Below are 24,832 nucleotides of genomic sequence, written 5' to 3'. Positions count from 1 at the left end.
GGCGACGGCCCGGGTCCCGGCCGGTTTTTGATGAGGAGGCGGCGGGTGGCCGGGGAGAGCGGATCGCGGGGCCCTGTCAGGAATCTGACCGCCGACTAGACTCGTGGCGTGTTCGATTCGCCTGACTTCGATACATCGTCTTATGCCGATTTCGACACACCGGCGTATGTGCGGCACACGTACAACAGCTGGGACAACGCCGGGTGGCGGTCGCTGCTGGTGCAGAGTTTCGACCACGCGTCCGAGGCCGAGCACCTCCCGCTGCCCGCGGTGTCCGACCTGCACATCGTGCTGTGCGTGGCGGGCAACGCGGTCGTCCGGCTGTACGCCGGCGGCAGGCCCGTCGAGCGGCGGTGGGGGCCGGGCCACCTGGAGCTCATGGTCCCCGGGCGCGCCACCTCCTTCACCTACCGGGCGACGTCGAGGTTGCGGACCGTCCAGGTGCACATCCCCTCGTCGGCCGTCCGGGAGGCGGCCGGGGCGCTGGGCGGTCGTGAGCCCGACTTCGAGGGGCTCTCCGCCGCCCTTCAGGCGGGAGATCCGGTCGTCGAGCAGCTTCTCCGCGCGCTGCCGGGCACCGGCGGCGCCGGCGACCTGTACGCGGAGTCCGCCGCGGCGTTCCTCTCGACGCACGTGCTCACCCTCGGCAGGGGCGTGCGCCTGCCCGGTCCCGAGCACGCCGCCGTCCGGGCGGGCGTCGCCATCATGCGAGATCGCCTGGCCGAACCCCTGACGCTGGCCACGATCGCCGCCGAGGTCCACTTGAGCGTGTACCACTTCGTCCGTGTGTTCCGGCAGGCCACCGGCGAGACACCGCACCGGTACCTCACCCGGTTGCGGATCGAGCGGGCGCGGCGGCTGCTGTCCACCGGCTCCCTCAGCGTCGAGCAGATCGCCTCGCGGTGCGGGTTCGCCACTTCGGGCGCGCTGTCGTCGGCCTTCCTGCGCCATACGGGTGTCCGCCCCTCGGCGTACCGCAAGAACTGATCGATTGACCGCAATCTCCCGCATGTCCAGTGACGTCGGCGGCTTCTACGTTTGTGGGCATGCCGTACTCCTATGGCGTGAGCGCACGCTCGCGGGCCGCTCCTGACGCCGTCTTCGCGGCGCTCGTCCACCCGGCCACCTGGCCCCGGTGGTCGCCGATCGACTCCGCCGACGTCGAGGGCGGCGATCCCGGGGACCGGCAGGAGGCCGGCGACACCAGGATCTTCCGCAGCGGCCGCGGCGTCTCCCGGGAGCGGATCGTCGAACTGGTCGACGACCGGCGGTTCGTCTACGACAGCGTGAGCGGGCCCTTCCGCTCCTACCGCGGGACCGTCGAACTCGCCCCGGAGCCCGGCGGGGGCACGCACATCACGTGGTCTGCCACCTTCATCCCCAAGATGCCGCTCTCGGGTGGTTTCTGGCAGTGGTACCTGTCCCGCTTCATGCAACGCATGGCCGACGGTCTCGCCGCGTACGCGAACGCCACCGACGGGTGATCGGCATCTTCCCGCGGTGGCGGCGAAGTCCGGGGCGTAACGCGCCCCCGTCGCGGCCCGTAGCCGTTTTTCGACCATCCGAGACCAGTGAGGGGACACCCGATGTCCATGACGAGAGCACGTTCCATCCGCGTCCGGAAGTGGTGGGTGCTGTGGGGGCTGATGGCACTGTCCGCGGTCGGCTTCGCCGTCGGGTCGGTACCGCCGTACCTGACCGGAGACGCGGCCGACGTCCCGTTGCCCCTCAATCCGGAGGTGGCGCTGCACTACCTGTCCCTGATGGTGCACGCCCTCCCGGGTGGCCTCGCCCTGGCCCTCGGGCCGGTGCAGTTCGTCAGCCGCCTGCGCGTCCGCCGGCCCGCGCTGCACCGCGTCGCCGGCCGGGTGTACATGATCTCCGTCGTGATCGCGTCCGTCGCGGCCGCGGTCAACGCCGCGATCACGATCAGCGGCTTCGCGGTCCAGGTCGCGTTCTTCATCCTCGTGGCGGCGTGGCTGTACACCCTGGCCATGGCCTACCGGAGCATCCGCCGCGGCGAGGTGGGGCTGCACCGGATCTGGATGATCCGTAACTACGCTCTGACGTTCGCCGCGGTCACCCTGCGCGTCTACCTGCTCCTCGGCCTGCAGCTGTCGCCCTCGGCGGGGTTCGAGGCGATCTACACCTCCGCCGTGTGGGCGTCCATCCTGGGCAACGTCCTGGTAGCCGAGTACTTTATCGTCCAGCGCACGCTGGCCCCCCTGGCCCGCCGCCAGCGGCACCGGGACACCCCACGGGTCTCCACGCCGGTATGACGAAAGCTAACCTAATATCACGGAAGGTTGACAACGTGGGCGGCGCCGACGGCGTCGTCCACTGAACGGGCCTGATGAGGGCGGCGGCGTGGCCCTCTGTCGGGCCGCCGTGCGGGGGACGCGGGCATCGTGCGGACGTTGTCGGTGGCCGGTGCCGATCCCGGCCGGAGGAGCGGCGGCGGCAGCGAAGGGCTACCCCTGTGCGCGGCCGCGTGCTGAGGGCACGTCGAGGTGGTGGTGGTCGCGCTCATGGGTCGGCGAATCCGCGCCGGCCGACGACTGGATTCATGGAGGCGAGGGGGCTTCAGCGGGTCGCGAGGCGGTGTGCTCAATTCCGGGACGAGCGTCTGTGAAGCAGGGTAATAAATCTACATTGTAAAGGCGCTGGCCTGAAGTTCAAGATCATTTACATATGGACTAAAGACTCATCAACCACAAGCGGGCCTTCGAAGAGGCTGAGTACGGAAATTGGCGGTAGCGAATTGCGACTGCTTCGCCTGTCAATGGTCCGTGATGAGGGCATCCGGAGCGGCAGCCTTGTCGGCCTCGGTGGGCAGGGCACCGGCGGGTGGTGTCCAGAGAGCCGTGGCCGAGGAGGCGGATGCGTAGTTCGCCGTTACGGGCCGACAGCCGGACGTCGGCCAGGTGTCGAGGCCGACGACCTCGGCGATGCGCGGTCCGGTGAAGTAGGGCAGCAGCGCCAGAGCCGTGTCGCGTGGGCTGGCGGTGAGCTGGACGTGGCGGACGTAGAAGTCGTCGATGGCCGACAGGTGGGTGTCGATGGTGTTGGGGGCGCGGCGGCCGTTCTTCACCGGAAGCAGGCGGGATCGGTTGCGCCTTCGCCCAGGCGTTTGACCTCGATTGTGGTTGAGGTTGCAGGATGGCGGCCGAGGCGTTGCCCCCTGTATCCGACCTTGAGGAGTGTGCCTGTTGAGCACGGATTCCGGTTTGTATTCGATCATCGACTACACCGTTGATGGCTTTGACACGCAGCGTGAGCTTGTGGAGGCGTTCGCGGAGATCCAGGAGAGGTGGGTGCGCTTCTATCCTGGCTATCACTCGGCTCGTTTTCATGTGAGCACCGACGGGACCCGGGTGTACAACATCGTGCGCTGGGCGAGCGAGGCGGATTACCGCCACTTCGTGGAGACCTCCGACACCGATGGCCGGATGGCCGCGATCGGCAAGGCGCTGGAGGGTCTGTCCGGTAAGGCCGAACCCCGTATGACCGGGGTGCCCACCTACACCGTCGTCCGTGAGGTCGGTCCTGGGCCGCAGCGCCTCGATGCCTGATCGTCCGGTCCCTGTCGGCGGGCGGTGGTGTCCGCCGGCAGCACGCCGGGTCGCCGAGTTCGCTCCATCAATTACGATCACTGTGCGGGATGTTCATGAAGCTTGAGATATACGCCGATGTGTTGTGCCCCTGGTGTTACATCGGCAAGAGACGCCTGGCGGCCGCCTTGTCCCAGCACGCCGGCCGTGACAGCGATGAGATCGTCTGGTGCGCCTACGAGCTTGCGCCGGAGGAAGGCCGTACGCCTGGCCCGACCGCCGCGGCGGCCATGGCCGGCTGGTGGGGCGAGCAGGCGCCCGCCCGCATCGACCGGATCCGGTCTCTGGGCGCGGCGGAGGGTTTGGAGCTGAACCTGCATCTGGCCCGCCCGGTGAACACCTTCGACGCGCACCGGCTGGTCAAGCTCGCCGCCGACCGCGGCCGGGCCGACCAGATGATGGAGTTGCTGCTGTACGCCTACCACACCGAGGGGCACAACGTGGCTGACGCGCAGGTCCTGCAGCGTCTCGGCGGCGAGGCCGGACTGGATGCCGGGGAGATGCGCACTGTGCTGGACGGCGACGACTACGCGGAGGAGGTACGCGCCGATCGGCGTCGCGCGGCCGAGCACGGCGTCACCGGTGTGCCCAGCCTCGTGATCGACGGCCGCCCGCCGGTCTCCGGCGTCCAGCCGGTGGCCGATCTGCAGCAGCTCCTGCGAAACGACCTGAGCGGCTCACACGGCGTTCTGATCAATCCTGACCGGCCAGGCTGACGGATGACTCCGGTCATGCCATCTCTTTCTGGAAGGAGTTGTCATCAGCGATGGACAAAGGCATGGCCCAGGAACGTAGGTCCCACGACCTGCCCAAACGGGTGCTGTCACCGAACCGGTACGAAGATCAACGGTCTACCGCTTCTGTACTCAGCCTCCTCGGAGGCCAGCAAGAGGCCGCCTGCGCGCCCAGGCATGTGTGGGCCGGTACGCGCATCTGACGGAGGTGGTCTTGAGGTCCGCCGGGTCTGGCATTGGCGAAGCTTCATCCCGCAGGACGGTTCACGGTGGGTGAGGTGTCCATGCGCCAGGCCTGCCGCAGGATGGCGGCCAGGCACAGCACTTCCACGGCGGCCAAGAGCAGGTAGTGGGGTTTCGCCGATCCGCCGCCGATGACGAACGCCGCGGTCAGTGGGGCCGCCACCAGGGTGACCCGCCGGGTGGCCGCCGGTTTCAGCACGCGCGACAACACCACCATCGCGATCGGGATCTCGACCATGATCGCGGATCCCACCAGGAGTAGCGGGGTGACGGTAACGCCCTCGGCGTGCCCCGCCATGAGTCCCCGTAGAAATCCGGCGTCCAGGAAACTGAGGACATCCGCGTAGAGCATGGTGAAGATGACGACGGTCCACAGGGTGGAGAGTCTTGCTCGTACGTCGCTCATTTCGGCCTCGGCGCCTTTCTGGGTCGTCGGACGAGGGGTCCGGGGGTTCCCGGCTGGTTCCGCGGGGCTGCCCGGCGATGGCGGAAGCCGCCCGTACCGGTCGTGGGGACAGGCTGGCGTGACGGGTGGGCGTATCGCCACGGCCATGGGTCGGCGCCCGGATGGCCGTAGGTCGGCGGTGCGGGATCTACTTTGGTCGGATTCCGCTGGGCCGGGGGCGGTCGTACCCTTTGAGCGTGACGACCCCGGCAGGCCTGGAGCATCGGATCCTGCTTCCCGCCGACGCGCTCAGCGGTCCTGAGCCCGTCCGGTCGCGCCCGGCCGGGCGCATCGGGCGTGACCGGGCGGCCGATGTGGTGTTGTTCCTGCTGGCCGTGGGGCTCACGGTGCTCGGTGTGGTGGAAGGTCTTGGCCAGGGTCTCGCACCGGTGCCGTTCGCGGTGGACGCCGTTCTCGGTGGGCTGAGCTGTCTGGGGGTGTGGTTGCGCCGGCGATGGCCGGTCGGTTTCGCGGTGGTCGCGGTGGTGTTCAGCGTCTATTCGATGTCGGCGGCGGGGGTGGCGCTGATCGCGTTGTTCACCGTCGCGGCGCACCGGCGTGTGGTGGTGGCCGGTCCGGTCTTGGCCGGGTGCGTGCTGGTGCCGTTCCTGACGCCGCTGGTCCGGCCGGATGTCCCGGTGCCGCCGTGGTGGCAGGTCCTGCTGGGTTTCGCCTGTATCGCCGCGGTGCTCGCCTGGGGGATGTTCGTACGGGCCCGGCGGCAGTCTCTGCGTGAACGGGCCCGGCGGGTCGAATCCGAGCGGGAGTTGCGTCTCGCCCAGGTCCGTCAGTCCGAGCGTGACCGGATCGCCCGGGAGATGCACGATGTGCTCGCCCACCGTCTGTCTCTGCTCAGTTTGCACGCCGGGGCGCTGGAGCTTCGTCCCGATGCCGCGCCCGAGGAGGTCGCCCGGGCTGCCGGGGTGATCCGTGACAGTGCGCACCGGGCGCTGGAGGATCTGCGTGAGGTCATTGGCATGCTCCGTGTCGGTCTCGGCCGGTCCGGGGAGGGGCCTCAGCCCACCTTGGCCGATCTTCCTGACCTGGTCGATCAGTCGCGGCGTGCGGGCATGCGGGTGTCGCTCGACTGCCGGGTGGGGGAGTCGGCGGCCGTGCCCGCGGCGACCGGTGTCGTGGCCCGGCGGCAGCACGCCGTGCGTGTGCTGAGCCTGCTCAGCGGACGGGAGCGGGAGGTGGCGGTCGCCGTGGGCCGGGGCGGGTCCAATGCCGAGATCAGCGGGGAGTTGTTCATGAGCGTCGCGACCGTGAAGGCCCACATCTCGCACATTCTCGACAAGCTTGACCTCAACAACCGTACCCAGATCGCCCTGCTCGCCCACGACGCCGGTCTGACCGGCTGAACCTCAGCCGGCGGCAACCTTGACGCGGCCGGCGCTGATCTCCGCACCCGGCCTCCCCGGAGGCCCGTCCCGCGAGAAAGCGAGCATCGGCCCGGTCACACCACCGCGTCGGCCCAGGCCAGGCTGAGTTTCCAGGCCGCGGCGCGAGTGGCGGCGTCGTAGGAGATGTCGGGTGAGCGCGTCTCCCGGTCGCGGACGTAGTAGCGGCCGGTGACGCCGGCGAGGCCGGGGGAGGTGGCCAGGCGCAGCGCGGCCTCGGCTCCCTGTTCGGGGGTGAGCAGGCGCCGGTGGATGAGTGACCGGAACGGTGCGAGGGCGGCGGGGACGACGTCGTCGATGATGCCGGTGCTCACGATGCCGGGGTGGACGGCGTTGACGGTGACGCCCGCGTCGTGCCAGCGTTCGGCGAACTCGTAGCCGCAGATCGTGGCGAGCAGTTTGGCTCGGGCGTAGGCGGCGAAGGGGGCGTATCCGTCGGCGGGATTGATGTCGCGCGCGTCGGTGACGGCGGAGAGGTCGAGGGGGACGGGCCGAGGGCGGCCGAACAGCGGCACGGGGCGGGCGTCGGACATCGTGGCCGACACGACGTTGACCACGCGGGCGTTCCTGGCGGCGAGCAGGTGGCCCTCCAGCAGGTGGGTGAGCGTGAATCCGGCGAGGTGGTTGACCGCCAGGTGCGCTTCGACGCCGTCGGCGGTCAGCAGGCGCTCGCGGTAGTGCGCGCCGGCGTTGTTGACGAGCAGGTGCAGGTGATCGTGGCGCGCGGTGAACTCGGCGGCGAGCCGGTGCAGGTCCGCGCGGGAGGCCAGGTCGCCGGTCAGGACCTCGACGCGGTCGGCGCCGATCTCCTGGGCGATCCGCCGCCGCAGCGCCTGGCCGCGGTCGTGGTCGCGGCTGGTGGTGACGACGTGCGCTCCGGCCATGGCCAGGGCGGTGGTGATGACCCGGCCCATCCCGCCGGTGCCGCCGGTGACGAAGGCGGTGCGGTGGTGCAGGTCGGCCGGGAGGTGTGCGGCGCTCACGAGGCGATCCGCGGGGCGCGGCGCAGGTAGGCCGGTTCGACGGTCTCCTTCACGATGAAGTCGGCCAGGTCGGCGCGCGAGACGGCTGTGGTCAGCCGGATGCGCAGGTCCGTGCCGGTGCGGTAGCGGCCGGTCGGCGCGGTGTCTCTCAACGCGGGTGGCCGGACGATCGTCCAGTCGGTGTCGGAGGCGCGGATCAGTGCCTCCATCGCCTCTTTGTCGCGCATCTTGGACCCGACCGAGGCCCACAGCGCCAGCGAGTAGGGGGAGCGGTCGCGGCTCTCGGCCGCGCCGTGGGCGCTGACCACCACCAGCCGGCGGACGCCGGTCGTCTTCATCGCGCGCAGCGTGGAGCGGATGCCGTCGGCGCACACCGTGGCGGGGCCGCGGGCTGAGGGGCCCAGGGCGCTGACGACCGCGTCGTGTCCCGCGACGGCGTCGGCGAGACGCTCGTCGGCCGGGCTGAGGGGGGCCGGTTCGGGGAGGGGGAGGTCTGGAAGGGCCGGGCCGGGAAGGGCCAGGTCGGGGATGACTTCGACGGTGAGTCCGGGGGCGGGTGGCAGGGCGTCGGCCCGGCGGGTGACGGCGGTGACGGTGTGCCCGGCGCGCAGGGCGGCCTCGACGACGGCCCTGCCGGTGCCGCCCGTGGCGCCGAGGACGACCATCCGGACGACTTCTGAGTCATTGTGTCTCATAGTTGAAGCTTGGCATTCATTCGACTTCTGAGTCAACTTGTCTCATAAGATGAGGCATGGCCGACACCACCGATCCGCGTGTGACCCGCAGCCGTGAGGCGATCCTCGCCGCCGCGCGAGAACTGTTGCGCGAGGAAGGTCCCCCCGCCGTCACCCACCAGCGGGTGGCCGCGCGGGCCGGGGTCGGCCGCGCCACCGTCTACCGCCACTGGCCCCGCCCCGAACAGCTGCTGACCGACGCGATGGCCGACGTCCCGATGCCCTTCTTCCTCGCCCCGGCCACTCCCGTACGACCGTGGCTGGAGCGGCAACTGCGCGTGCTCGCCGACCAGCTGGCCCTGCCCGACGTCCTGGCGGTGACGACCACGCTCGTGCAGGGGGCGCGCTCGCAACCGCAGATCACCACCCGACGCGACCGGCTCGCCACCACCATCGGCCGGCAACTCCGCGCGGCGCTGACCTTGGCGGAGCAGGCGGGAGAACTCCGGGTGGCGGGTGATTCCCGCGACGCCCCGGCCCTGATGATCGGCCCCCTGCTCTACCGCGGCCTGCTCGAACCCGGCCCGGTGTCCGACGACCTGATCGACCGCCTGCTTGACGCCGCGGGCACCTGGACCACAGACGGCCCCGCCGAAGACCCACCCCGCGAAACCCCCCATCCGCCCACCACCGAACCCTGACACCGACATGCCCCATGGCCCGGGGCCCCGCATTCGCGGTCTCACGCCTGCTGGTCAGACGCCTGACCGGTTACGGCAGGTCAGGCAGGTCAGGCAGGTCAGGCAGGTCAGGCCGTCGCTTCGCGGACGTCCTCTCCCCGTTCGGCGAACGCCTTGAAGTCCCGCATGTGCTGTTGCGACTGCTTGCGGAAGGCGCCGGGCATCAGAAGGCCCATCAGCTTCATCAGGAAGCCGCTGAACCGGTATTCGTTCTCGCTCTCCCAGAGCGTCGTCTCCGGGCCGGCTTCGGTCAGCCGCTCGCGCACGGCGCTCCACATGCCCTCGCCGACGATCTCGCGGTCGAAGTGAACGACGCTCCTTTTCGGGATCTCGCGCAGGTCCGCCGGTTCCCGGCGGGTGATGGTCTCGGTGCACTCGATCTTCCGCCGGCCCATCTGCATCACGACCCGCGACGTGGTGCCGAGCTGCCCGTGCTCCCCGTTCAGCGGCTCGTGCGACACCAGGCCCCGCAGCCAGTTCGGCAGGTGTGCCGGGTCGGCGAGCAGCTGGACCGCCTTCTCCCGCGGCAGGGCGATCTCGATGGAGACGGTGTATTTCATGGGCGCATCATTCTTTTCCTTCTGGGGGTGGGCCGGCGTGCTTTTGTACCGCTCGTCGTGCTCCTCGGCCGAGGGCGCCGCATTCCGTGCCCGTGAAGTGAAGGCAGGGGTGCGATCCGCGGTTGGGTGCCAGAGGGCGCGTTCACCGTGCGATCTCGGTACGCGTTGATGTTCTTACGCAGTGCGGGGGCGGCCCTTCGCCTGGCGATTCGTCATTCTCGTCGTGGGTGCGAGCGCCGGTCCACCGCAGCAGGGACGTCAGGCCGGGTCGGGTGCGTAGAACGCGGTGGTGGCCTCGACCGCGGACGCGACGTGCTCCGGTTCGCCACCGGCGGCCAGATGAGCCTGGCCCCAGGCCGCGGCGCTGCGCCGGCTGAACTCGCGTCCTTCGGGCGACTTCTCGAACTCCTCGTGGCCGGCGATCTCACCCTCGGCCAGGAACCGGGCCAGGGTGAGCAGAGCCAGGTCCCAGCCGACGCCGCCGGCGCCCGGGCCGTAGGTGGGGAAGAGGGGTTCGTCGACGAACGCCGCGTGGATCAGTTCGAGCTCCGTGTCGCCGGAGGGGCCCGGGACCAGGCGCACTTCCACCTCGCTCGTGCCGGGCCAGGCGTCGGCGTCCGGTCCGTAGAGCCAGGACACCTTGAGCAGACGCGGCGGCTCGCACCGGAGGATGTCGCCGTGCTCACCACCGTCCAGCTCGAACTTTCCGCCAGGCCGAAGGTCCCCGGTGACCGGCTTCAACCAGCGGCGCAGCCGCTCGGGGTCGGTGATGGCGCCCCAGACGTCGTCGATCCCCGCGTCGTATCGGCGCCGCAGCTCCACGGTGTACGCCTCGCCGGCGGGCACTCTGCCGCTGCCCATCGCCCGGTGCACGGTGGCCAGCTCGTCCAGTACGTCTTTCATGTCATGCCTCTGTCGGTCGTGGATCGGTTGTGCCCGTATCGGTGCCGGACCCGGCCTGCCGGGCGGGTTCCCGGTGGTCCCGGCCGCGCGTGCACGCCCGCCCCGGACCAGCTCGGTCCCCAGGGCGTCCAGGCGTTGTTCCCAGGACCGGCGAAACCGGTCCAGCCACCCGTCGACCTCGCTCAGCGGCGCGGGCTCGACGGCGTAGAACCGCCGAGCGCCCTCGGCCCGCACCGACGCGAACCCGCTGTCACGCAGCACCCGCAGATGCCGGGAGACGGCCGGCTGGGAGATGGCGAACTCGGCCCGGATGACGGCCGTGATCGCCCCGGAGGTCTGCTCGCCGTCGGCGAGCAGCTCCAGAACGCGCCGGCGCACGGGGTCGCCGAGGATGTCGAACGCGTGCACGACGGAGATCGTACCGGTCTGCACTTATATAAGTAAAGACTGATATTTTGGCGATCCTTACTGAGCCCGGCGACGACGAGACCCGCTCCGAACGGGGCACCCGCTGTTCTCGGCCCGTGTCCGCCCTCCCCCTGGCCGTCGAGCTAAGGGGGATCCGACTGCTGTGGGGGAGGCTCAAGGAGTGGCATCGCCGCGACAGGCTCCCCGGCCTTCTCGCGGGCTCGCGTTCCCGGTTCGCCGCTCGGTGTGCCCGCCGCGTCCGGCGAAGGAAGGCGCTTGTCAGTGGTGGTACGCGTGGACGACGGCGTGTCCCCTGCCCCGGCCGATGATCCACTTGTTGATAGGCGTGGTGACCAGGAAGGCCACCAGGAGGGCGAAGGCGAGAGCGCCCCAGAACAGGCCGGAGGTCAGTCCGGCGTCCATGGCGCCGGGGACGGCGATCATGACGGCGTTGTCGACGATCTCCATGACGAGGATGGACAGGGTGTCGGCCGCCAGCGCCAGCTTCAGGGCCTTGCGCCAGTCGACACCGGCCCTGCGCAACCCGACCAGGGTGAGCGCGTAGCCGAAGAAGAAGGCCAGCGCGACGGCCAAGATGATGGTGGGCACGTTCGGCCACCCCAGAGCCGTGCCGATCACCATGCCGAGCACCTCACCGATGGCACACCCGGTGAGGCAGTGCAAGGTGGCCGACGCGGCCACCCGCCAGGTCGCCTTCTGCCCGTGACCCGCATGACCCGCATGACCCGCATGGCCGACGTGACCGACGTGACCGACGTGACCGTGGTGGTCGTGGTCTCCGGCGTCATCCCTGGAAGCCATCGCTTCCGACATCACAGCCTCCCGGTTCGCATATCTTCTCGATGACTCCGCTCACCATATACGGGTAGGGGGTATATGGACAATGTTCCTTCCGTAAGGAGGTCGCGGGCCTCAGGCCCGCCTCGCTCGCGCACGGGGCGTCGGTGAGCCGATGGCGGTGAACGACACATGGCCGAGCGTCTACGACGGCCGATAGCATCGAGTGGTTCGCCGGTAGAGGGGAGTCTCACCCGATGCGTGGTCTGGGAGACTTGGAGTCCACGGTCATGGAGCGCCTGTGGTCGTACCGCCGGCCGGCGTCGGTCAGGGACGTGCTCGAAGATCTCCGTCGTGAGCGGGACATCGCCTACACGACCGTCATGACGGTGATGGACAAGCTGCACAAAAAAGGCCTGCTGCGCAGGAAGCCGGTCGGCCGGGCGTATGCCTACGAGCCGGTGGCCAGCAAGGAGGCCTACACCGCCGAGCTGATGCGCAGCACGCTGGCCTCCAGCGGTAACCAGGCGGCCACGCTGGTGCACTTCCTGGAGCGGCTGACCCCTGAGGAGTCGGTCGCGCTGGAGGCCGCATTGAAGGTGTATCCGCCGGGGGGCCGCGCGTGACGGCCGCCGCCGTCTTGGCCCTGTACGTCGTGGTCGCGGTGCTCCTGTCGCCCCGCCTGCTGACCCGGGGCGAGTGGGCCGGGCGCGCACCCCGCCTGGCGATCTGCGTGTGGCTGGCCGCCTGCGCCTCCGTGGTCGCCTCCGCGGTTCTCTCCGCGCTAGCCGTCGCGATTCCGGCCAGTGTGATCGGCCATGGCCTGGCCGGGTTCTTCGAGGCGTGCGCGGGCATGCTCTCCGACGGCGCGTCCTTCACCTCCCCGGGCGCTCGCGCCGCCCTGCTCTGCGCCGCCCTGATCACGGTCAGGATCACCCACTGCGGGGCGGCCATCGTGGTCAGAGCGCGGCGGGAGCGACGGCGGCACGCCGAGATGCTGAACCTGCTCGGCCGCCATGACGGCGCGCTGGGCGCGGTCGTGCTCGACCACGACGAGGCCGCCGCCTACTGCCTGCCCGGCCGTGACGGCAAGGCCGTCATCACCACCGGGGCCCTGCGATCCCTGACTCCCGAGCAGGTCGCCGCCGTTCTCGCCCACGAGCGGGCGCATCTGCGCGGGCGCCACCACCTCCTCCTGGCCGCCGCCGAGACCTTCTGCCGAGCCTTCCCTCGTCTGCCGCTGTTCGGCCGGGCCAAAGAGGAGATCGCCCGGCTGGTCGAGCTCCTCGCCGACGACGTCGCGGCCCGCCGTCACCCGCGTATCCACATCGCCACCGCGCTGATCCGGCTCGCCACGGGGCGAGCCCCCGCGTTCGCACTGGGCGCCGGCGGCCAGGCCGCTCTCACCCGTGTCCAGCGCATGCTCAGCCCCGCGGCCCCGCTCAGGCCCGGGGAACGCCTCGCGGGCCTGGCCGCGGTCGCCCTCCTGCTCGCCGGCCCCGCGGCCGTGGCGGCGATTCCCGCGGTGAGCTCGTTTCTGGCCCACTACCGTCACGGCGTCTCGTTGCTCTGACCGCGCCCGCGCTCCCACGTGGCGGACTCGCCGCACCTTCGATGTGGCCGGTGCGTCGACCGTCACCGCCGCGACCGCTCGTCGGCTACGCGCCACCGCGGAGCGGCCCCGAGGGCGGGCGACCGGTTCACGTCGCCGGCGCGCTCGTCACGGCGACGGACCTGCGAGACGACCAGCACGACGTAGAAGGTCTCTACTACGGATGATAGTCATCTTCTCCGCCCGGCGATCCCTCACCCTCGAGCGGCCCGGCAGTCGACGAGGCCTTCGGGCGAGCCTCGAAAATCCGCGCTGAGCAGTGGAAACGCGCAACGGCGCGTTGCGGGCGGATCTGCGGCCTCGCCCGGACACGGGACGTGATCATCTCGTGTCGGCCTGGAAGTACGGAGTAAAAGGTGAATAACCCATGCTGCTTCTGTAGCATTTCGCCCGACATCGGGACGAAGGAAGGCATCACACAGTGGCCGTTGCGGGCATGCCGGTGCGAGTCAGACGGATACCTGTGGCGGCGGGAGCCGTGGTCGCCGTCTTGCTGTGGTCTGTCGACGGAGCGGTCGCCGAGCCACGGCCCACCCTCTCCCAGGCCAGGGCGAAGCTCACGAAGCTCAACGACCAGGCCGGCAAGGTCGTCGACCGCTACAACCTGGCCGACGAGCGCTGGAAGAAGGCCAGGAAGCACTACGACAAGCTGAACAAAGCCTACGGCGAGCAGCGCGAATCAGTCGACGCCCTGCGCCGCAACCTCGTCACCCTGGCCGTCAGCACCTACCAGTCCGGCGGGCTGAGCGGCGGGGCGGGGCTCCTCTCCAGCGACGACCCCGGCTCGCTGCTGAGCGGCATGGCCGCGGTCGACCAGATATCGGCCGGGCACGCGCAGTCGTTGCGCACGTTCGACATCGCCACCCAGGCTCTCAGGGCGCAGCACGGCAAGGCCAAGGACGCGCTGACCGAAGCGGACACCGCACGCGACACCCTGGCCAAGGAGAAGACCAAGACCAGGCGCCTGATCGCCGAGCAGACGAAACTGCTGCGCAGGCTCGGCGCCTTTCGGACCGGCGACCCCACCAGCGTCGGTATCGCCTACACCGGCTCCGCCTCCGGCAACGCGAGGACCGCTCTGCAGTTCGCCTACGCGCAGATCGGCAAGCCGTACCAGTGGGGCGGAGAGGGACCGGGAGGCTACGACTGCTCGGGCCTGACGCAAACCGCCTGGGCCAGGGCCGGGGTCGGCATTCCTCGTACCACCTACGAGCAGTGGAGCTGGGGCGCCGGCAGGCGGGTGCCCCTGGACCTGAACCAGCTGCAGCCCGGTGACCTGCTCTTCAGCAAGGGCCTGGGCCACATGGGCATGTACGCGGGCAACGGCAAGATGGTGCACGCCCCGCGAACCGGCGACATCATCAAAGAGGTCGACCTCGACGACTACTGGTGGGGCCGCCTGCTGGGCGCCGTCCGTCCCTGACGTCGCTTCCGGCGGTCACGGCCGCGACGGCGGCGGCACGGCGGCAACCTCGTCCGCGGCGCTCGGGCCGGCCGTTGCTCGCGGTGGCCGAAGCGGCGAAACGGCGGGAAAAGCTGGGGCGCAGGTTGACAGGTCGCCTCCGACGACCGCTAGCCTTTTATATATGAAAAGTTCTTCAGATGAGCGGTTGGTGGCGATCGATGGGTGTACCGCCCGGATCGTGGACGCGCCGCGGGTGGCGGCGGTGCGTGAGCGGATGCCCGCGGCGCAGGATCTGACCGACACCGCGGAGGTGTTCGGGTTGCTGGCCGATCCGGGCCGCCTGCGGCTGCTGCTCGCCCTGCTGGAGGGGGAGATGTGCGTGTGCGATCTGGCCGCGGTGAGCGGCCAGAGCGAGTCGGCGGTCTCGCACGCGCTGCGGCTGCTGCGGGCGCACCGCGTCGTCTCAGCCCGCCGGGCCGGCCGGATGGCCTTCTACCGGCTGGAGGACGCGCACGTGCGGATGCTGCTCGACCTCGCCCTCGCCCACGCCGAGCACACCCAGGCCATCCACCCCGAACGCGACGGAAACCGCTGATGGGCCAGGTCCCGGCCGGGATGGACGCCTCCTCTGGGGACCTCGCGGCCGTCGAGGGCGTTCGTGACGTCCACGACCTGCCCCCGTGGACGTCGATCTCCGGCATGAACTGGTCACCATCGGGGGCGCCGGCAGCCACGCCGTCCTGGACCGGGCCCGCGACCTGCTGCGCCGGCGCCACAGCGTGGCCCACGCCACCTCGCAGGTCGAACCGGCCGGCCACCTGGGCTGGTGAACGCCCTTCACCGCCGCTACTGCGAAGACGGGGACAGGCGGGCCGCACCTCCCTGATCGCCGGGGTCGGTGTCGTCGGCCGGGGGCATGGCGGGGGCGTTGTCGTGGTGAGGGGGACTGCGGTGGGCGGGGCCGTGTGGCGCGGCGCAGTGGGGGGCGGGGTCGCCGATGGTCAGTAGTGCCGGTGGGGCGTGGTCGACCTGCAGGGTGACGTGCTCGATGCCGTAGGTGTCGTGGAACATCCGCTCGGCGGCCAGGCGTACGGTGTGGCAGTCGGCGCCGGGGGCGACCAGGACGTGCGCCGACAGGGCGGCGTAGCCGGAGGTGACCTCCCAGATGTGCAGGTCGTGCACCTCGACGACGTGTTCCAGGGCGGCGGTCCTGGCGCCGACCTCGGCGGGGTCCATGCCCACGGGGGCGGCCTCCATGAAGACCCGGCCCGCGTCGCGGACCAGTCTCCAGCCCGCTTTGAGCATCAGGGCGGCGACGACGAGGGCGGCGATCGCGTCGGCCCGGGTCCAGCCGGTGAGCCAGATGACGGCTCCGGCGGTCGTGGTGGCGGCGAAGGCGAACAGGTCGTTGAGGATGTGCTGGTAGGCGCCCTCGACGTTGAGACGGGAACGGTCGGCCCGGGACAGCAGCCAGGTGGCGGCCAGGTTGACGACGATTCCGGCCAGGCCGGTCACCACCACGTACAGGCCCTCGACGTCGGAGGGGGCGATCAGGCGGCGGACGCCTTCGTAGACGAACCAGGCGGCCAGCAGCAGCAGGGTGATGCCGTTGACCTGCGCGGAGATGATCTCGGCGCGCCTGAGCCCGTAGGTGAAGCCGCCCCGGGGTGGCCGGGCGGCGATCCGCATGGCGACCAGTGCGAAGCCGATGGCGACGGCGTCGGTGAGCATGTGCCCGGCATCGGAGATCAGGGCCAGGGAACGGGCGGCGAGGCCGACGACGACCTCGGCCGCCATGAACCCGGTGATCAGCGCCAGCGCCGCGGTCAGGTAGCGGCGGTCGGCCTCCGCGCCCACCCCGTGCCCATGCCCGTGCCCGGTGCCGCGCCCACCCGCGTGTCCGTACTCAGGCATCGCTTCACTCCCCATGGCGGGTGTCTGTTTCGTGTCCTATGTGGGTGATGGCCTGGGCGAACAGCATCCGCATGTGGGAGTCGGCCAGCCGGTAGTGCGCCAGCCGCCCGGCGCGGCGGACCTGCACCACGTGATGGGCGCGCAGCAGCCGCAGCGCGCACGAGGTGGCCGACATGCTCTGGCCGGTGACCGCCGCCAGGTCGCGTACGCACATCTCCCCGGCGTGCAGCAGGGCGGCCGTCAGTCGCAGCCTTCCGGGGTCGGCCAGCAGGGCGAAGACCTGCGCGAGTTCCCGCACCACGTGCTCGGCCGGCAGCGCCCGGCGGATGCTCTGCACCCGTTCGGCGGCCGGAAGCGGGCCGCAGGGGGCGTCGGGACACGCGGCCGCCTTCGCGGGGGAGTGGCCGGTCAAGTCCGCGTGGGCGCGGACCGTGGCTCGGGGGGTCACGGCGCCTACCTCTTTTCCTCGTCGGGGTAAGGGACGCAGGTCGCAATGAATGTATGTTCAGTTGCTCACATGTTTAAGCGTTTAGTAATGAGGAAATTACCCTTCGTGAGCATCGCAGGTCAAGTGCCCTCAGCCTGACCACGCCGCCGACTCCGCGCCGGTGCACAGATGCCGATCGAAGGGAAACACCGCGATGACCGCGAAGCGAACCACCGTCACCCTGACCGCCCTGACCGCGTGCGCCGCCGCGGGCGGGCTCATCTGGACCGCCCTGCCCGTCCACGCGACCGCCCGACTTGCCGAGACGCCCCCCGCTCCCGCCCTGGCCTGCACCTACCAGGTCACCAACGTGTACGCCGGCACCGTGCTGACCGTCCGCTCCCAAGCCGGCCAGGCCTTCGGCCCGGTCGGCACCCTGCGGGCGGACGAGACGCCGGTCGCCGGTGCCTGCGAGAGCGTCAACGGCTGGGTGCGGGTCAGGACCGCCGCCGCCGTCACCGGCTGGGTCCCGGCCGGCAACCTGCGCAAACTCCCCTCGTCTCCCGCCGCGACCGGCCGGCCGGCGCTGGGTTGCACCTACCGCGTCGACCCCACCGGCCAGAGGCGGTACGTCACCCTGCGCTCCGGTACCGACACGACTTCCCGCTCGGCCGGCACGCTCCGCGTGGCCGACGGCCGGTTCGCCGGTGCCTGCGAGAGCGTCGACGGCTGGGTACGGGTCACGACCGCCACCGGCGTCACCGGCTGGGTCCCGGCCCGCCAGGTGCGCAAGGTGCGCGACACCGGTTCCGCCCGCGTCCCCGGCCGCGCGGCCCTGGCCTGCGCCTACCGGGTCACCCACGTGCGGCGCGCCAGCTTCCTCAACGTCCGCTCCGGCGCCGGGCTGCGCTTCCGCTCCGTCGCCAGGCTGCGGGTGGCCGACGGCCGGATCACCGGCGCCTGCAAGGCGACCCGAGGCTGGGTCAAGGTGAGGGCGGCAGGCGGCAAGCGCGGCTGGGCCTCGACCGGCTACCTGCGCAAGGTCACCAAGTAGCGGCCGAGAGCAGCCGCTCATGGTGAGGACCCCCCGTCCCCGGCGACGCCCGTCGGCCGGGGAGGGGAACCTCCGACGGCGCGGTGCGCCCCGGATCCCGCGGGGAGAGCCGCTGATGCGCGACGCCACGGTGGATCGGACCACCACCGGCAGCGGCCGCGTCGAGACCATGACCCTGACCCGGTTTCGCGCGCTGCGGACCGGCTGACCGGCGCCCGCGCTCGGGTCCGCGCCCGGGGCCGGGGCCGCTGCCGGGCCGCTGCCGGGGCCGGGGCCGCGCCTGCCGTGACGTGGGCGCGGCCGTCTACGCCCGGACCCCCGACGACCGTGACGCCTGGCCGGCTACGGCGTCACCCCCGTCCTCACCGACCAGACAACCGACTACCTGGCCTGGACCCGAGGAACATGCCGCTCGTGAGGCCCCCTGCACTCACCCGGCACCCCGCGGCCAGGCCGGGCGCGAGAAGCCAACCTCGCTGCGTGCCGCACGGCCAGGCATCTCCCGCGAAGCCCGGGACCGCGACGGCCGGACGACACCGGTTCCCGATCTCGCCGCTCCCGCTCCCGCTTCGAAAACCATGGTGAAAGGTCACGTGAAAGGCCATGCACGACGACGAGCCCGGGCACACACCCGCCCCCCTCGACGAGATCGACCACACCCCTACCTTCCCGCTCGGCCCCGGCCTTTCCTTGGGCGTGAGCCGGTTGAGCCCCGCCGCCGTACGCAACCAGGTGTTCACCGTGGTCCGGCTGCGCGAAGGCTACGACCTGGCCGAGGTGGACACCTTCCTCGGCCAGGTCGAGACCACCTTCACCATGCTCGTACAGGAGAACGCGGAGCTGTACGCCCGGGTGAGAGCCGCCGAGCGCGCCGCCAGGCAGGTCAGACCGGCGGACGAGCGCGTGACGCGGATCATGGCGATGGCCCAGGACAGCGCCGACCGGATGCTCGCCGCCGCCGAACAGCAAGCCGAGGCGATCGTGGCGCAGGCCCGCGACCGTGCCGCCGCCCTGCGGAAGGAGGTCCATGCCTCCTGCGGGCAGGAGCTGGAACGCCGTACCGAGGAGTTCAACGCTTTTGCCGCCGACTACGGCGACCGGCTCAGGCGCGGTCTGCAGGCGCAGGCCGACCAGTTGCAGAACCTGCTCGGCGAACTCACCAACTTCAGCGAGCTGGGGCTGATGTCGCCGCCCTCACCCGTGGCCACCGGCCGGCGGCCGACGCCGGGACAACCGGCATCGCCACGGACACCGTCACCACGGACACCGTCACAACAGACGTCGCCGCCACGGACACCGTCACCACGGGCATCGCCGCCGGGCGGAGACACGTCGGCGAGCATGTCCGCAGGTGACGCCGTCGCCGAGGAGCGCTGAACGACCTGTCAGCCGGTTCGGAACCTTCCCGCGATCCGATCCCGACAAGAGGTGGTGAGACATGGTGATGGCCGAAGGGACCTCGGCGCTGGGACCGGCGCTGGGGGGAGCCCCTCCCGGTGCCGGCGCGTGGGCCGCGGTGCTGCTGGTGTCGCTGTCCACGCTCGCCGGGGCGTGGCTGGCCCGGCGTAACTCCGCGCAGGTGACGGTGTGGCTGGCGATCGCCTCGGCGATGATGCTGATCACCGCCCTGGTCGACCTGCTGCCCGACGCCTGGCGAGATGCCACCGAAACAGGGGTGCCCCTGTGGGCGGTCGGGCTGGCCATCGTGTTCGGCTTCCTGGTGATCACCTACTTCACCCGCAAGGGCTGCGGGCACGGGCATGGAGCTTCCCGGCCGGTCGGCGGCAGGCACGCGCCCGGCCTGCACCGCCGGGTCAGGGAAGCCGTCGACGCCGCCCTGTTCGGCGGCATGGGCACCGCGGCCGCCCTCACCCTGCACCGGGCGATCGAGGGTGCGACGCTGGCCCTGACCGCCTCCGCCGTGGTCGTCATCGCCCTCATGGTCCACTCGGCCAGCGAAGGACTGACGCTGGCCGCCCTGCTGGACATGGCCGGACAACGCCTGGCTCCGTGGCTGGTGGTCTCCTGCCTCAGCCCGGCCGCCGGCATCCTGATCGCCACCATCGCCCCGCTGCCCGGCCAGATCGTGCCGCTCCTGCTCGGCATGGTCACCGGTGTGCTGCTGCGCACCGCGATCGTCGGACTCAGGCTCGCCGCCGCCGGCCAGGAGAGCGGCCGGTTGTCCAGACGCCACCTGACCATCGCCGCGGGCGTCGCCGTCACCGGGGGCGCCCTCCTGATCGCCACACACGGTCTCCTGGGAGACGACCACCCGCGAATGGAGGGCGACCACCCGCGAACCGGGCACGGATCCCACGTCGCCGACCATGCGGCACCCGCCTCCTCCGCCCCCACGCCCTCTGCCCGGCCACCGACTCCACCGGCGCGGACCCCGTTGACCCATGCCCAGTTGCGTGAAGCGGTGAGTACCGGGCGGATGTCCCTGAGCGAGGTGCTGGCCCGCACCGACGACGTCGTCAGGAACGCCTGGGTCGGATGGCTGCTGTCGCTCCTTCCCGGCCACAATCCCGCCGAGATCACCAGAGTCCTGACGGCGGGCGGGATCGACGCCAGCCGCCACATCGGTGACCTGACCGAGCAGCAACGCCGCTACCTGCTCACCACCATCACCAGGTAACCGGCCGACCCCGGCTCTCCCAGACCATGCCACCGGGCTGCTCTCCGTAGAGCCGGGAGCACGCCACCCGGCGGGCGCCTGCTGTCGAACATGCAGAGCGTCGAACACGCAGACCCGAGAAGACGTGGCCCAGGTGCCTGACTCAGACGCGGGACGCGGGACGCGGGGCTGCCCGCTTCGGGGGCGAGGAGCCGGGCCATTGTCGCGTCGCCGACGAAGCCGGTGTTCAGATCGTCCCGGTGAGATCCTCCGCGCCGATCAGGGCGGTCAGCAGGGCGCGGCCGGTCGCGGTCAGGTGGTACATCACCAGCTTGCCGTCGCGGCGGGACGCGGCCAGATCGGCGTTGCGCAGGACGCGAAGGTGGTGGGAGACCAGGTTCTGGGCGAAGCCGCACACCCAGGCCAGGTCGCAGACACACATCTCACCGCCGGCGGCCAGGGCCAGCGCCACCCGTAGCCGGGAAGGGTCGGCCAGGGCCTTGGCGCGCTCGGCCGCCGAGGTCAGGCTCGGCGCGGCCGGCAGACGGGCGCGGACCTCTTCGGCGTGGGGAAGGTCGAGGCAGAGAAGGTCGCAGCGCTCATCACTCACCCGATCACGCTAACAGCCGGCCTGTGATCGCGATTCAGCGCCCACCGGAGGCCCACGGAGGCCCACGGAGGCCCACGGAGGCCCACGGAGGCCCACCGGGGCCGCGACGTGGGGCCGCATCTTTACCTCAAACACATATCAACATCCATTAGGTTGACTCGGTGTCGGCGACATCCCCTGACGTGAGGAGTGTGGACGTGTCGAAGACACCGGCCCGGGCCCAGGCCCGGCGAGACAAGATCGAAGCCATGCGCGCCGAGGAGCAGCGCCAAAGCAGGCGCAAGAAGAACACCATGATCTCCCTGTCGGTGATCGGGGTGTTCGTGGTGGTGCTGGGCGCGGCGCTCGCGATCAACCGGTTCGCCTCCGGATCCGACACCCCCGCCGTGGCCGCCGGTGAGTCCCAGCTGGTAAGGGCCGACAGCCACCGCGTGCAAACGGCCGCTGACGGCAAGGTGACGTTGGTGGAGTTCCTCGACTTCGAATGCGAGGCCTGCCGGGCCGCTTTCCCCATCGTGGAGGAGCTGCGCAAGCAGTACGCCGGGAAGGTGACCTTCGTGGTGCGCTACTTCCCCGTCCCCAGCCACTTCAACGCCGAGCGCGCCGCCCGCGCCGTCGAGGCCGCCGCCGGGCAGGGCAAGTTCGAGGCGATGTACCAGCGGATGTACGAGACCCAGACCCAGTGGGGCGAGAAGCAGGTTCCCGCCGACGACCTCTTCCGGACCTTCGCCCAGGACCTGGGCCTGGACATGGCCGCCTGGGACAAGGCCTACGACGACCCGGCCACCCTCGCCCGGATCAAGAAGGACATGGCCGACGGCGAGGCGCTGGGCGTACAGGGGACGCCGACGTTCTTCCTCAACGGCGAGAAGCTCGAACCCGAATCCTCCGACGACCTCAAGGCGGCCATCGATGCAGCGCTCGCCGGCTGAGCCCACGGCAGAACCCGCTGACGACCGGCCCTCTGTGGCGCACGATCGTCCGGACACGGCCGGGCACCCCGGCTCCGCGGAAGGGCCGTTTCCCCGGTCGCTGCCCTGGCTTCTGCTGGTCGGCGGGGCGATCGGGCTGGGCGCGGCGTTCACGCTCACCGTCGAGAAGATCGCGCTGCTCAAGGATCCGTCCTACGTGCCCAGCTGCAGCGTCAACCCGGTGCTGTCGTGCGGATCGGTGATGACCACACCGCAGGCCGAGGTGTTCGGGTTCCCCAACCCGCTGCTGGGCATCGCCGCCTTCGCCCTCGTCGCCACCGTCGGCGCCGCCCTGCTGTCCGGCGCGCGCCTCGGCCGCTGGTTCTGGCTCGGCCTGCAGGCCGGTGTCACCTTCGGGGTGGTGTTCGTCCATTGGCTGGTCTTCCAGAGCCTGTACGTGATCGGCGCGCTGTGCCCCTACTGCATGCTGGTGTGGGCGGTCACCATCCCGATCTTCCTCTACGTCACCCTGCACAACCTGCACCGTCGCCGGTCGGCGGCGCCCGCAGGTGGGCGGCGCGTCGTCGAGGCGCTGACGGGCTATCACACGGTGGTCCTCACCGTCTGGTTCCTGACCCTCCTCACCCTGATCGGTGTGCGGTTCTGGTCCTACTGGAGCACTCTGCTGTGACGTCCGACCGGCGATGCGCGAAACGTACCGGCTGGTCAGGCGCGCATCAGGGCACGACGGCAGCCGGCCGATGGCGCTGGTCGCGGGCGAGGGGGCGGCGTTCGACGGCGCGCGGGCAGTGTTTCCGCCGGCGGGCGTCCAGGGCGCGGGGCGCGAGCTTGGGGGGCGTCGCCGGCTGCCCGGCCGGGGACGGCGATGCGCAAACGCGGCCGGAGGCCCGATCTTGTGTCGTCGTTCGCGGTGGACTTCTTCGCGTGCCCGCTCGGATCGGTCAACGGCGCACCCGGTAGCGCAGGTGAAGCACCCGGTTGCCCTGAATCACCACGTCGGGATCCTCCAGCAGGTGCTGCGCGTGGACCGGCCCGAAGTAGCGCTTGCCGGACCCGAACACCACGGGGACGACGTCCATGCGTACCTCGTCGACCAGGCCCGCGGCAAGCACCTGGCCGCCGACGTCGCCGGCGGCGACCTCGACCAAGCGGTCACCCGCGAGCTCCCGCGCCTTGGCCACGGCCGCCTCGACGCCGCCGACGAAGTGAAAGGGCGCCTCGGGGTCCCAGCCCTCGGGCATCGGCCGGTGTGTCACGACGACCACGTGGTCGATCCCGCTCGGAGGCTTCCCGTCCCAGCCGCCCGTGATGTCGAAGACGTGGCGGCCGGCGATCGTCACCCCGATCTGGTCCCAGTACGCCCGGGTGTAGTCGTAGGAGGTCTGCGACACCTTCAGCGCGCCACTCTCGTCCAACGGGACGTCACCGCCGGTCAACCAGTCGAACAGCGGTCCGGGCTGGTCATTGTCGTCCGCGATGAAGCCGTCGATCGACACCGTGCTGTACATGACGACCTTGCCCACGGGGCTCTCCTCTGATTTGGGGTGCCCTCAAATTAGCGTGTCGTGAGCTGTCGCTCTTGTAAGAAATCAATCCGCCGGCAGCGGCCAGCCATCGAACACGTGACCGGGATGTTCGCGCAGGAACCGCCGCCGGACTTCGACGTACCGGGTCGGCGTGAGCCCGGTGAACGCCCGGAACTCGTGGCCGAAGTGGGCCTGGTCGAAGTAGCCCGCGCCACCGGCGAGCTCGCCCCAGTCGATCGGCCCGGCGGGGTCGATCGCGAACACGGTGGCGGTGAAGCGGTGGGTGCGGGCCAGCCGCTTCGGCGTGACGCCGATGAGCTCCTTGAACCGCTGTGCCAGATGGGTGCCGCTGACACCGGCCGCCACGCTCAGGTCGCCGATCGCCACCGTCCCGCCGGTCGCCGCGATGACGTTGCTCGTGTGGCGGACCAGCCCCAGGCCGGCGGTCTCGCCCAGCCGTCGCATCAGCTCCTCCTCGAGCAGCGTCAGCATCTCGTGCGGTCCGGCCGCGGTGGCCAGCCGGTCTCGCAGCTCGGCGACGGCGGGCCGGCCCCAGACCTGCTCCACCGTCACCGGCCGGTCACACAGCTCGGCCGCGGGCATCGGCAGGAACGGCGCCAGCCCCCACGGCTTGACGTGCGCGCCGACGGACCGGGTCCCGGGCGGATAGCCGAACTCGAAGGCGCGGGTGGGCATGGTGACCACGCAGCCGTCGGCGTACTCGGCCGTCTCGATGTCGGTGCCGGCGCGGATGCGGAACGGCGCCCCGAGGTTGACGATGAGCAACGCCGACGGACTCGGCGGCAGCGTCAGCCGGGCGTACGGCGGCGCACCCTCCAGGTAGTAAAGGTCGTCGATCAGCCCGTCCAGCGGCGGCCGCGGCACTCTGGACACGTACTCCACGCCCCCAGTATCGCCGACGCCCCCGCCGGCATCGAGCGCCGGGATGGCCGGCCGCACTGCCGCCGGAACGGGCGAGCGTCCGGCGTTACGCAGCCGGCGGGTCGGTGAGGTCCGGGCGCCGGTTGGGTCGGGTCTGTCCAGTGAACGGCTCTGGCCGCTTCCGGTGGTAACGGAACGCGCGCATCAAGCCGACGTCGCGAAGCCGGGCGGTTTCCCCACCGGACGCCTGTGGGACCGCGCGGTCGCCGGTGCCCTGCTCGCCGGACCGTCCCGCGACCCCCTCCTGGACCGGTTGATTCGTCCCCAGCGCGCCTTCATCGCCTGTGACCACGC

General features: G+C 70.9%; 29 protein-coding genes. 17 read left to right on the top strand and 12 right to left on the bottom strand.

All coding sequences use genetic code 11. From position 1 onward, the window contains the following. The first annotated feature begins 168 nt into the window (after nucleotides 1–168). The 3 genes from ABT053_RS39230 (at nucleotide 169) to ABT053_RS39220 (ending at nucleotide 2,279) form a co-directional block, all read left to right on the top strand. Nucleotides 169–987, top strand: coding sequence for a helix-turn-helix domain-containing protein (locus ABT053_RS39230; protein WP_350976363.1), 819 nt, complete (start codon nucleotides 169–171; stop codon nucleotides 985–987). A 59-nt stretch (nucleotides 988–1,046) separates the two neighbouring features. After that, nucleotides 1,047–1,484, top strand: coding sequence for an SRPBCC family protein (locus tag ABT053_RS39225; protein WP_350976360.1), 438 nt, complete (start codon nucleotides 1,047–1,049; stop codon nucleotides 1,482–1,484). 102 nt (nucleotides 1,485–1,586) lie between these two features. Continuing rightward, the gene (locus tag ABT053_RS39220) at nucleotides 1,587–2,279 is read left to right on the top strand and encodes a DUF2306 domain-containing protein (RefSeq protein ID WP_350976358.1); all 693 of its coding nucleotides are present in this window, start codon (nucleotides 1,587–1,589) and stop codon (nucleotides 2,277–2,279) included. 500 nt (nucleotides 2,280–2,779) lie between these two features. On the opposite strand, the gene ABT053_RS39215 is transcribed toward ABT053_RS39220, so the two are convergent. Beyond that, a complete protein-coding gene (locus ABT053_RS39215) occupies nucleotides 2,780–3,091 on the bottom strand; it encodes a hypothetical protein (RefSeq protein ID WP_350976356.1) in 312 nt (103 codons plus the stop codon). A gap of 118 nt (nucleotides 3,092–3,209) precedes the next feature. On the opposite strand from ABT053_RS39215, the gene ABT053_RS39210 reads away from it, so the two are divergent. Together ABT053_RS39210 and ABT053_RS39205 are read left to right on the top strand one after the other, a co-directional pair. Beyond that, complete coding sequence (locus tag ABT053_RS39210; protein WP_350976354.1) at nucleotides 3,210–3,572, top strand: antibiotic biosynthesis monooxygenase family protein; 363 nt, start codon at nucleotides 3,210–3,212, stop codon at nucleotides 3,570–3,572. 95 nt (nucleotides 3,573–3,667) lie between these two features. Next, nucleotides 3,668–4,327 carry a DsbA family oxidoreductase gene (locus ABT053_RS39205; protein ID WP_350976352.1) on the top strand — a complete coding sequence of 220 codons (660 nt, stop codon included), beginning with the start codon at nucleotides 3,668–3,670 and terminating at the stop codon, nucleotides 4,325–4,327. A 265-nt stretch (nucleotides 4,328–4,592) separates the two neighbouring features. Here ABT053_RS39205 and ABT053_RS39200 read toward each other — a convergent pair whose 3' ends face one another. Further along, on the bottom strand, nucleotides 4,593–4,994 hold the full coding sequence (locus tag ABT053_RS39200) for a DUF6326 family protein (protein WP_350976350.1): 402 nt from the start codon (nucleotides 4,992–4,994) through the stop codon (nucleotides 4,593–4,595). Nucleotides 4,995–5,230: 236 nt separating this feature from the next. Between ABT053_RS39200 and ABT053_RS39195 the strand changes: the two genes are divergently transcribed. After that, the gene (locus ABT053_RS39195) at nucleotides 5,231–6,394 is read left to right on the top strand and encodes a helix-turn-helix transcriptional regulator (protein ID WP_350976348.1); all 1,164 of its coding nucleotides are present in this window, start codon (nucleotides 5,231–5,233) and stop codon (nucleotides 6,392–6,394) included. 95 nt (nucleotides 6,395–6,489) lie between these two features. Here ABT053_RS39195 and ABT053_RS39190 read toward each other — a convergent pair whose 3' ends face one another. Continuing rightward, nucleotides 6,490–7,416: an SDR family NAD(P)-dependent oxidoreductase gene (locus ABT053_RS39190; protein WP_350976346.1), complete on the bottom strand. Its 927-nt coding sequence runs from the start codon at nucleotides 7,414–7,416 to the stop codon at nucleotides 6,490–6,492. Next, nucleotides 7,413–8,111 carry an NAD(P)-dependent oxidoreductase gene (locus ABT053_RS39185; RefSeq protein ID WP_350976344.1) on the bottom strand — a complete coding sequence of 233 codons (699 nt, stop codon included), beginning with the start codon at nucleotides 8,109–8,111 and terminating at the stop codon, nucleotides 7,413–7,415. Before ABT053_RS39185 ends, ABT053_RS39190 begins: the two co-directional genes overlap by 4 nt. Before the next feature lie 56 nt (nucleotides 8,112–8,167). Here ABT053_RS39185 and ABT053_RS39180 point away from each other — a divergent pair, with 56 nt between their 5' ends. Beyond that, nucleotides 8,168–8,791, top strand: coding sequence for a TetR/AcrR family transcriptional regulator (locus ABT053_RS39180; RefSeq protein ID WP_350976342.1), 624 nt, complete (start codon nucleotides 8,168–8,170; stop codon nucleotides 8,789–8,791). A 107-nt stretch (nucleotides 8,792–8,898) separates the two neighbouring features. Here ABT053_RS39180 and ABT053_RS39175 read toward each other — a convergent pair whose 3' ends face one another. From ABT053_RS39175 to ABT053_RS39165, 3 genes are all read right to left on the bottom strand, one after another. After that, complete coding sequence (locus ABT053_RS39175; protein WP_350976339.1) at nucleotides 8,899–9,390, bottom strand: SRPBCC family protein; 492 nt, start codon at nucleotides 9,388–9,390, stop codon at nucleotides 8,899–8,901. Between the two features lie 258 nt (nucleotides 9,391–9,648). Then, entirely contained in the window at nucleotides 9,649–10,725 is a 1,077-nt protein-coding gene (locus ABT053_RS39170) for a metalloregulator ArsR/SmtB family transcription factor (protein WP_350976337.1), read from the bottom strand. 255 nt (nucleotides 10,726–10,980) lie between these two features. Further along, the gene (locus tag ABT053_RS39165; RefSeq protein ID WP_350976335.1) at nucleotides 10,981–11,523 is read right to left on the bottom strand and encodes a DUF4396 domain-containing protein; all 543 of its coding nucleotides are present in this window, start codon (nucleotides 11,521–11,523) and stop codon (nucleotides 10,981–10,983) included. A 233-nt stretch (nucleotides 11,524–11,756) separates the two neighbouring features. On the opposite strand from ABT053_RS39165, the gene ABT053_RS39160 reads away from it, so the two are divergent. The 5 genes from ABT053_RS39160 (at nucleotide 11,757) to ABT053_RS39140 (ending at nucleotide 15,346) form a co-directional block, all read left to right on the top strand. Continuing rightward, a complete protein-coding gene (locus tag ABT053_RS39160; protein WP_350976334.1) occupies nucleotides 11,757–12,125 on the top strand; it encodes a BlaI/MecI/CopY family transcriptional regulator in 369 nt (122 codons plus the stop codon). Then, nucleotides 12,122–13,072, top strand: a complete 951-nt coding sequence (locus tag ABT053_RS39155) for a M56 family metallopeptidase (RefSeq protein WP_350976332.1) — start codon at nucleotides 12,122–12,124, stop codon at nucleotides 13,070–13,072. Before ABT053_RS39160 ends, ABT053_RS39155 begins: the two co-directional genes overlap by 4 nt. Before the next feature lie 529 nt (nucleotides 13,073–13,601). Beyond that, complete coding sequence (locus tag ABT053_RS39150) at nucleotides 13,602–14,534, top strand: C40 family peptidase (RefSeq protein WP_350976331.1); 933 nt, start codon at nucleotides 13,602–13,604, stop codon at nucleotides 14,532–14,534. Nucleotides 14,535–14,724: 190 nt separating this feature from the next. Beyond that, a complete protein-coding gene (locus ABT053_RS39145; RefSeq protein ID WP_350976330.1) occupies nucleotides 14,725–15,111 on the top strand; it encodes an ArsR/SmtB family transcription factor in 387 nt (128 codons plus the stop codon). A gap of 85 nt (nucleotides 15,112–15,196) precedes the next feature. Beyond that, nucleotides 15,197–15,346, top strand: a complete 150-nt coding sequence (locus ABT053_RS39140; protein WP_350976328.1) for a hypothetical protein — start codon at nucleotides 15,197–15,199, stop codon at nucleotides 15,344–15,346. Nucleotides 15,347–15,362: 16 nt separating this feature from the next. Here the strand turns inward: ABT053_RS39140 and ABT053_RS39135 are convergent, their stop codons facing one another. Together ABT053_RS39135 and ABT053_RS39130 are read right to left on the bottom strand one after the other, a co-directional pair. Next, nucleotides 15,363–16,430 (bottom strand): cation diffusion facilitator family transporter, encoded by a 1,068-nt coding sequence (locus tag ABT053_RS39135; protein ID WP_350976326.1) that lies wholly within the window; start codon nucleotides 16,428–16,430, stop codon nucleotides 15,363–15,365. 4 nt (nucleotides 16,431–16,434) lie between these two features. Continuing rightward, nucleotides 16,435–16,878, bottom strand: coding sequence for an ArsR/SmtB family transcription factor (locus ABT053_RS39130; RefSeq protein ID WP_350976324.1), 444 nt, complete (start codon nucleotides 16,876–16,878; stop codon nucleotides 16,435–16,437). A 193-nt stretch (nucleotides 16,879–17,071) separates the two neighbouring features. Here ABT053_RS39130 and ABT053_RS39125 point away from each other — a divergent pair, with 193 nt between their 5' ends. From ABT053_RS39125 to ABT053_RS39115, 3 genes are all read left to right on the top strand, one after another. Next, nucleotides 17,072–17,911, top strand: a complete 840-nt coding sequence (locus ABT053_RS39125; RefSeq protein WP_350976323.1) for an SH3 domain-containing protein — start codon at nucleotides 17,072–17,074, stop codon at nucleotides 17,909–17,911. A 603-nt stretch (nucleotides 17,912–18,514) separates the two neighbouring features. Beyond that, nucleotides 18,515–19,288 carry a DivIVA domain-containing protein gene (locus ABT053_RS39120; RefSeq protein ID WP_350976321.1) on the top strand — a complete coding sequence of 258 codons (774 nt, stop codon included), beginning with the start codon at nucleotides 18,515–18,517 and terminating at the stop codon, nucleotides 19,286–19,288. A gap of 61 nt (nucleotides 19,289–19,349) precedes the next feature. Beyond that, nucleotides 19,350–20,549: a hypothetical protein gene (locus ABT053_RS39115; RefSeq protein WP_350976320.1), complete on the top strand. Its 1,200-nt coding sequence runs from the start codon at nucleotides 19,350–19,352 to the stop codon at nucleotides 20,547–20,549. A gap of 226 nt (nucleotides 20,550–20,775) precedes the next feature. On the opposite strand, the gene ABT053_RS39110 is transcribed toward ABT053_RS39115, so the two are convergent. Beyond that, nucleotides 20,776–21,138: an ArsR/SmtB family transcription factor gene (locus ABT053_RS39110; protein WP_350976318.1), complete on the bottom strand. Its 363-nt coding sequence runs from the start codon at nucleotides 21,136–21,138 to the stop codon at nucleotides 20,776–20,778. Nucleotides 21,139–21,335: 197 nt separating this feature from the next. Here ABT053_RS39110 and ABT053_RS39105 point away from each other — a divergent pair, with 197 nt between their 5' ends. Continuing rightward, nucleotides 21,336–22,070 carry a DsbA family protein gene (locus tag ABT053_RS39105; RefSeq protein WP_350976316.1) on the top strand — a complete coding sequence of 245 codons (735 nt, stop codon included), beginning with the start codon at nucleotides 21,336–21,338 and terminating at the stop codon, nucleotides 22,068–22,070. Nucleotides 22,071–22,104: 34 nt separating this feature from the next. Continuing rightward, nucleotides 22,105–22,740: a vitamin K epoxide reductase family protein gene (locus ABT053_RS39100; RefSeq protein WP_350976314.1), complete on the top strand. Its 636-nt coding sequence runs from the start codon at nucleotides 22,105–22,107 to the stop codon at nucleotides 22,738–22,740. A 271-nt stretch (nucleotides 22,741–23,011) separates the two neighbouring features. On the opposite strand, the gene ABT053_RS39095 is transcribed toward ABT053_RS39100, so the two are convergent. Further along, the gene (locus tag ABT053_RS39095) at nucleotides 23,012–23,593 is read right to left on the bottom strand and encodes a dihydrofolate reductase family protein (RefSeq protein ID WP_350976313.1); all 582 of its coding nucleotides are present in this window, start codon (nucleotides 23,591–23,593) and stop codon (nucleotides 23,012–23,014) included. Nucleotides 23,594–23,659: 66 nt separating this feature from the next. Beyond that, nucleotides 23,660–24,499, bottom strand: a complete 840-nt coding sequence (locus ABT053_RS39090; RefSeq protein ID WP_350976311.1) for an AraC family transcriptional regulator — start codon at nucleotides 24,497–24,499, stop codon at nucleotides 23,660–23,662. Nucleotides 24,500–24,832 lie beyond the last annotated feature (333 nt).

The sequence above is a fragment of the Streptosporangium sp. NPDC002524 genome (assembly GCF_040295985.1).
In the GTDB taxonomy this organism is placed as follows: domain Bacteria; phylum Actinomycetota; class Actinomycetes; order Streptosporangiales; family Streptosporangiaceae; genus Streptosporangium.
The sequence above is the reverse complement of the archived record's forward strand: the minus strand, read 5'-3'. Positions and strand labels throughout refer to the sequence as shown.

What these genes read in the sequence shown, in the direction of transcription:
- ABT053_RS39225 (WP_350976360.1), top strand. Translation starts at nt 1,047, where the DNA reads ATGCCGTACTCCTATGGCGTGAGCGCACGCTCGCGGGCCGCTCCTGAC.
- ABT053_RS39220 (WP_350976358.1), top strand. Translation starts at nt 1,587, where the DNA reads ATGTCCATGACGAGAGCACGTTCCATCCGCGTCCGGAAGTGGTGGGTG.
- ABT053_RS39205 (WP_350976352.1), top strand. Translation starts at nt 3,668, where the DNA reads ATGAAGCTTGAGATATACGCCGATGTGTTGTGCCCCTGGTGTTACATC.
- ABT053_RS39200 (WP_350976350.1), bottom strand. Translation starts at nt 4,994, where the DNA reads ATGAGCGACGTACGAGCAAGACTCTCCACCCTGTGGACCGTCGTCATC.
- ABT053_RS39185 (WP_350976344.1), bottom strand. Translation starts at nt 8,111, where the DNA reads ATGAGACACAATGACTCAGAAGTCGTCCGGATGGTCGTCCTCGGCGCC.
- ABT053_RS39180 (WP_350976342.1), top strand. Translation starts at nt 8,168, where the DNA reads ATGGCCGACACCACCGATCCGCGTGTGACCCGCAGCCGTGAGGCGATC.
- ABT053_RS39175 (WP_350976339.1), bottom strand. Translation starts at nt 9,390, where the DNA reads ATGAAATACACCGTCTCCATCGAGATCGCCCTGCCGCGGGAGAAGGCG.
- ABT053_RS39165 (WP_350976335.1), bottom strand. Translation starts at nt 11,523, where the DNA reads ATGGCTTCCAGGGATGACGCCGGAGACCACGACCACCACGGTCACGTC.
- ABT053_RS39160 (WP_350976334.1), top strand. Translation starts at nt 11,757, where the DNA reads ATGCGTGGTCTGGGAGACTTGGAGTCCACGGTCATGGAGCGCCTGTGG.
- ABT053_RS39135 (WP_350976326.1), bottom strand. Translation starts at nt 16,430, where the DNA reads ATGCCTGAGTACGGACACGCGGGTGGGCGCGGCACCGGGCACGGGCAT.
- ABT053_RS39125 (WP_350976323.1), top strand. Translation starts at nt 17,072, where the DNA reads ATGACCGCGAAGCGAACCACCGTCACCCTGACCGCCCTGACCGCGTGC.
- ABT053_RS39120 (WP_350976321.1), top strand. Translation starts at nt 18,515, where the DNA reads ATGCACGACGACGAGCCCGGGCACACACCCGCCCCCCTCGACGAGATC.
- ABT053_RS39115 (WP_350976320.1), top strand. Translation starts at nt 19,350, where the DNA reads ATGGTGATGGCCGAAGGGACCTCGGCGCTGGGACCGGCGCTGGGGGGA.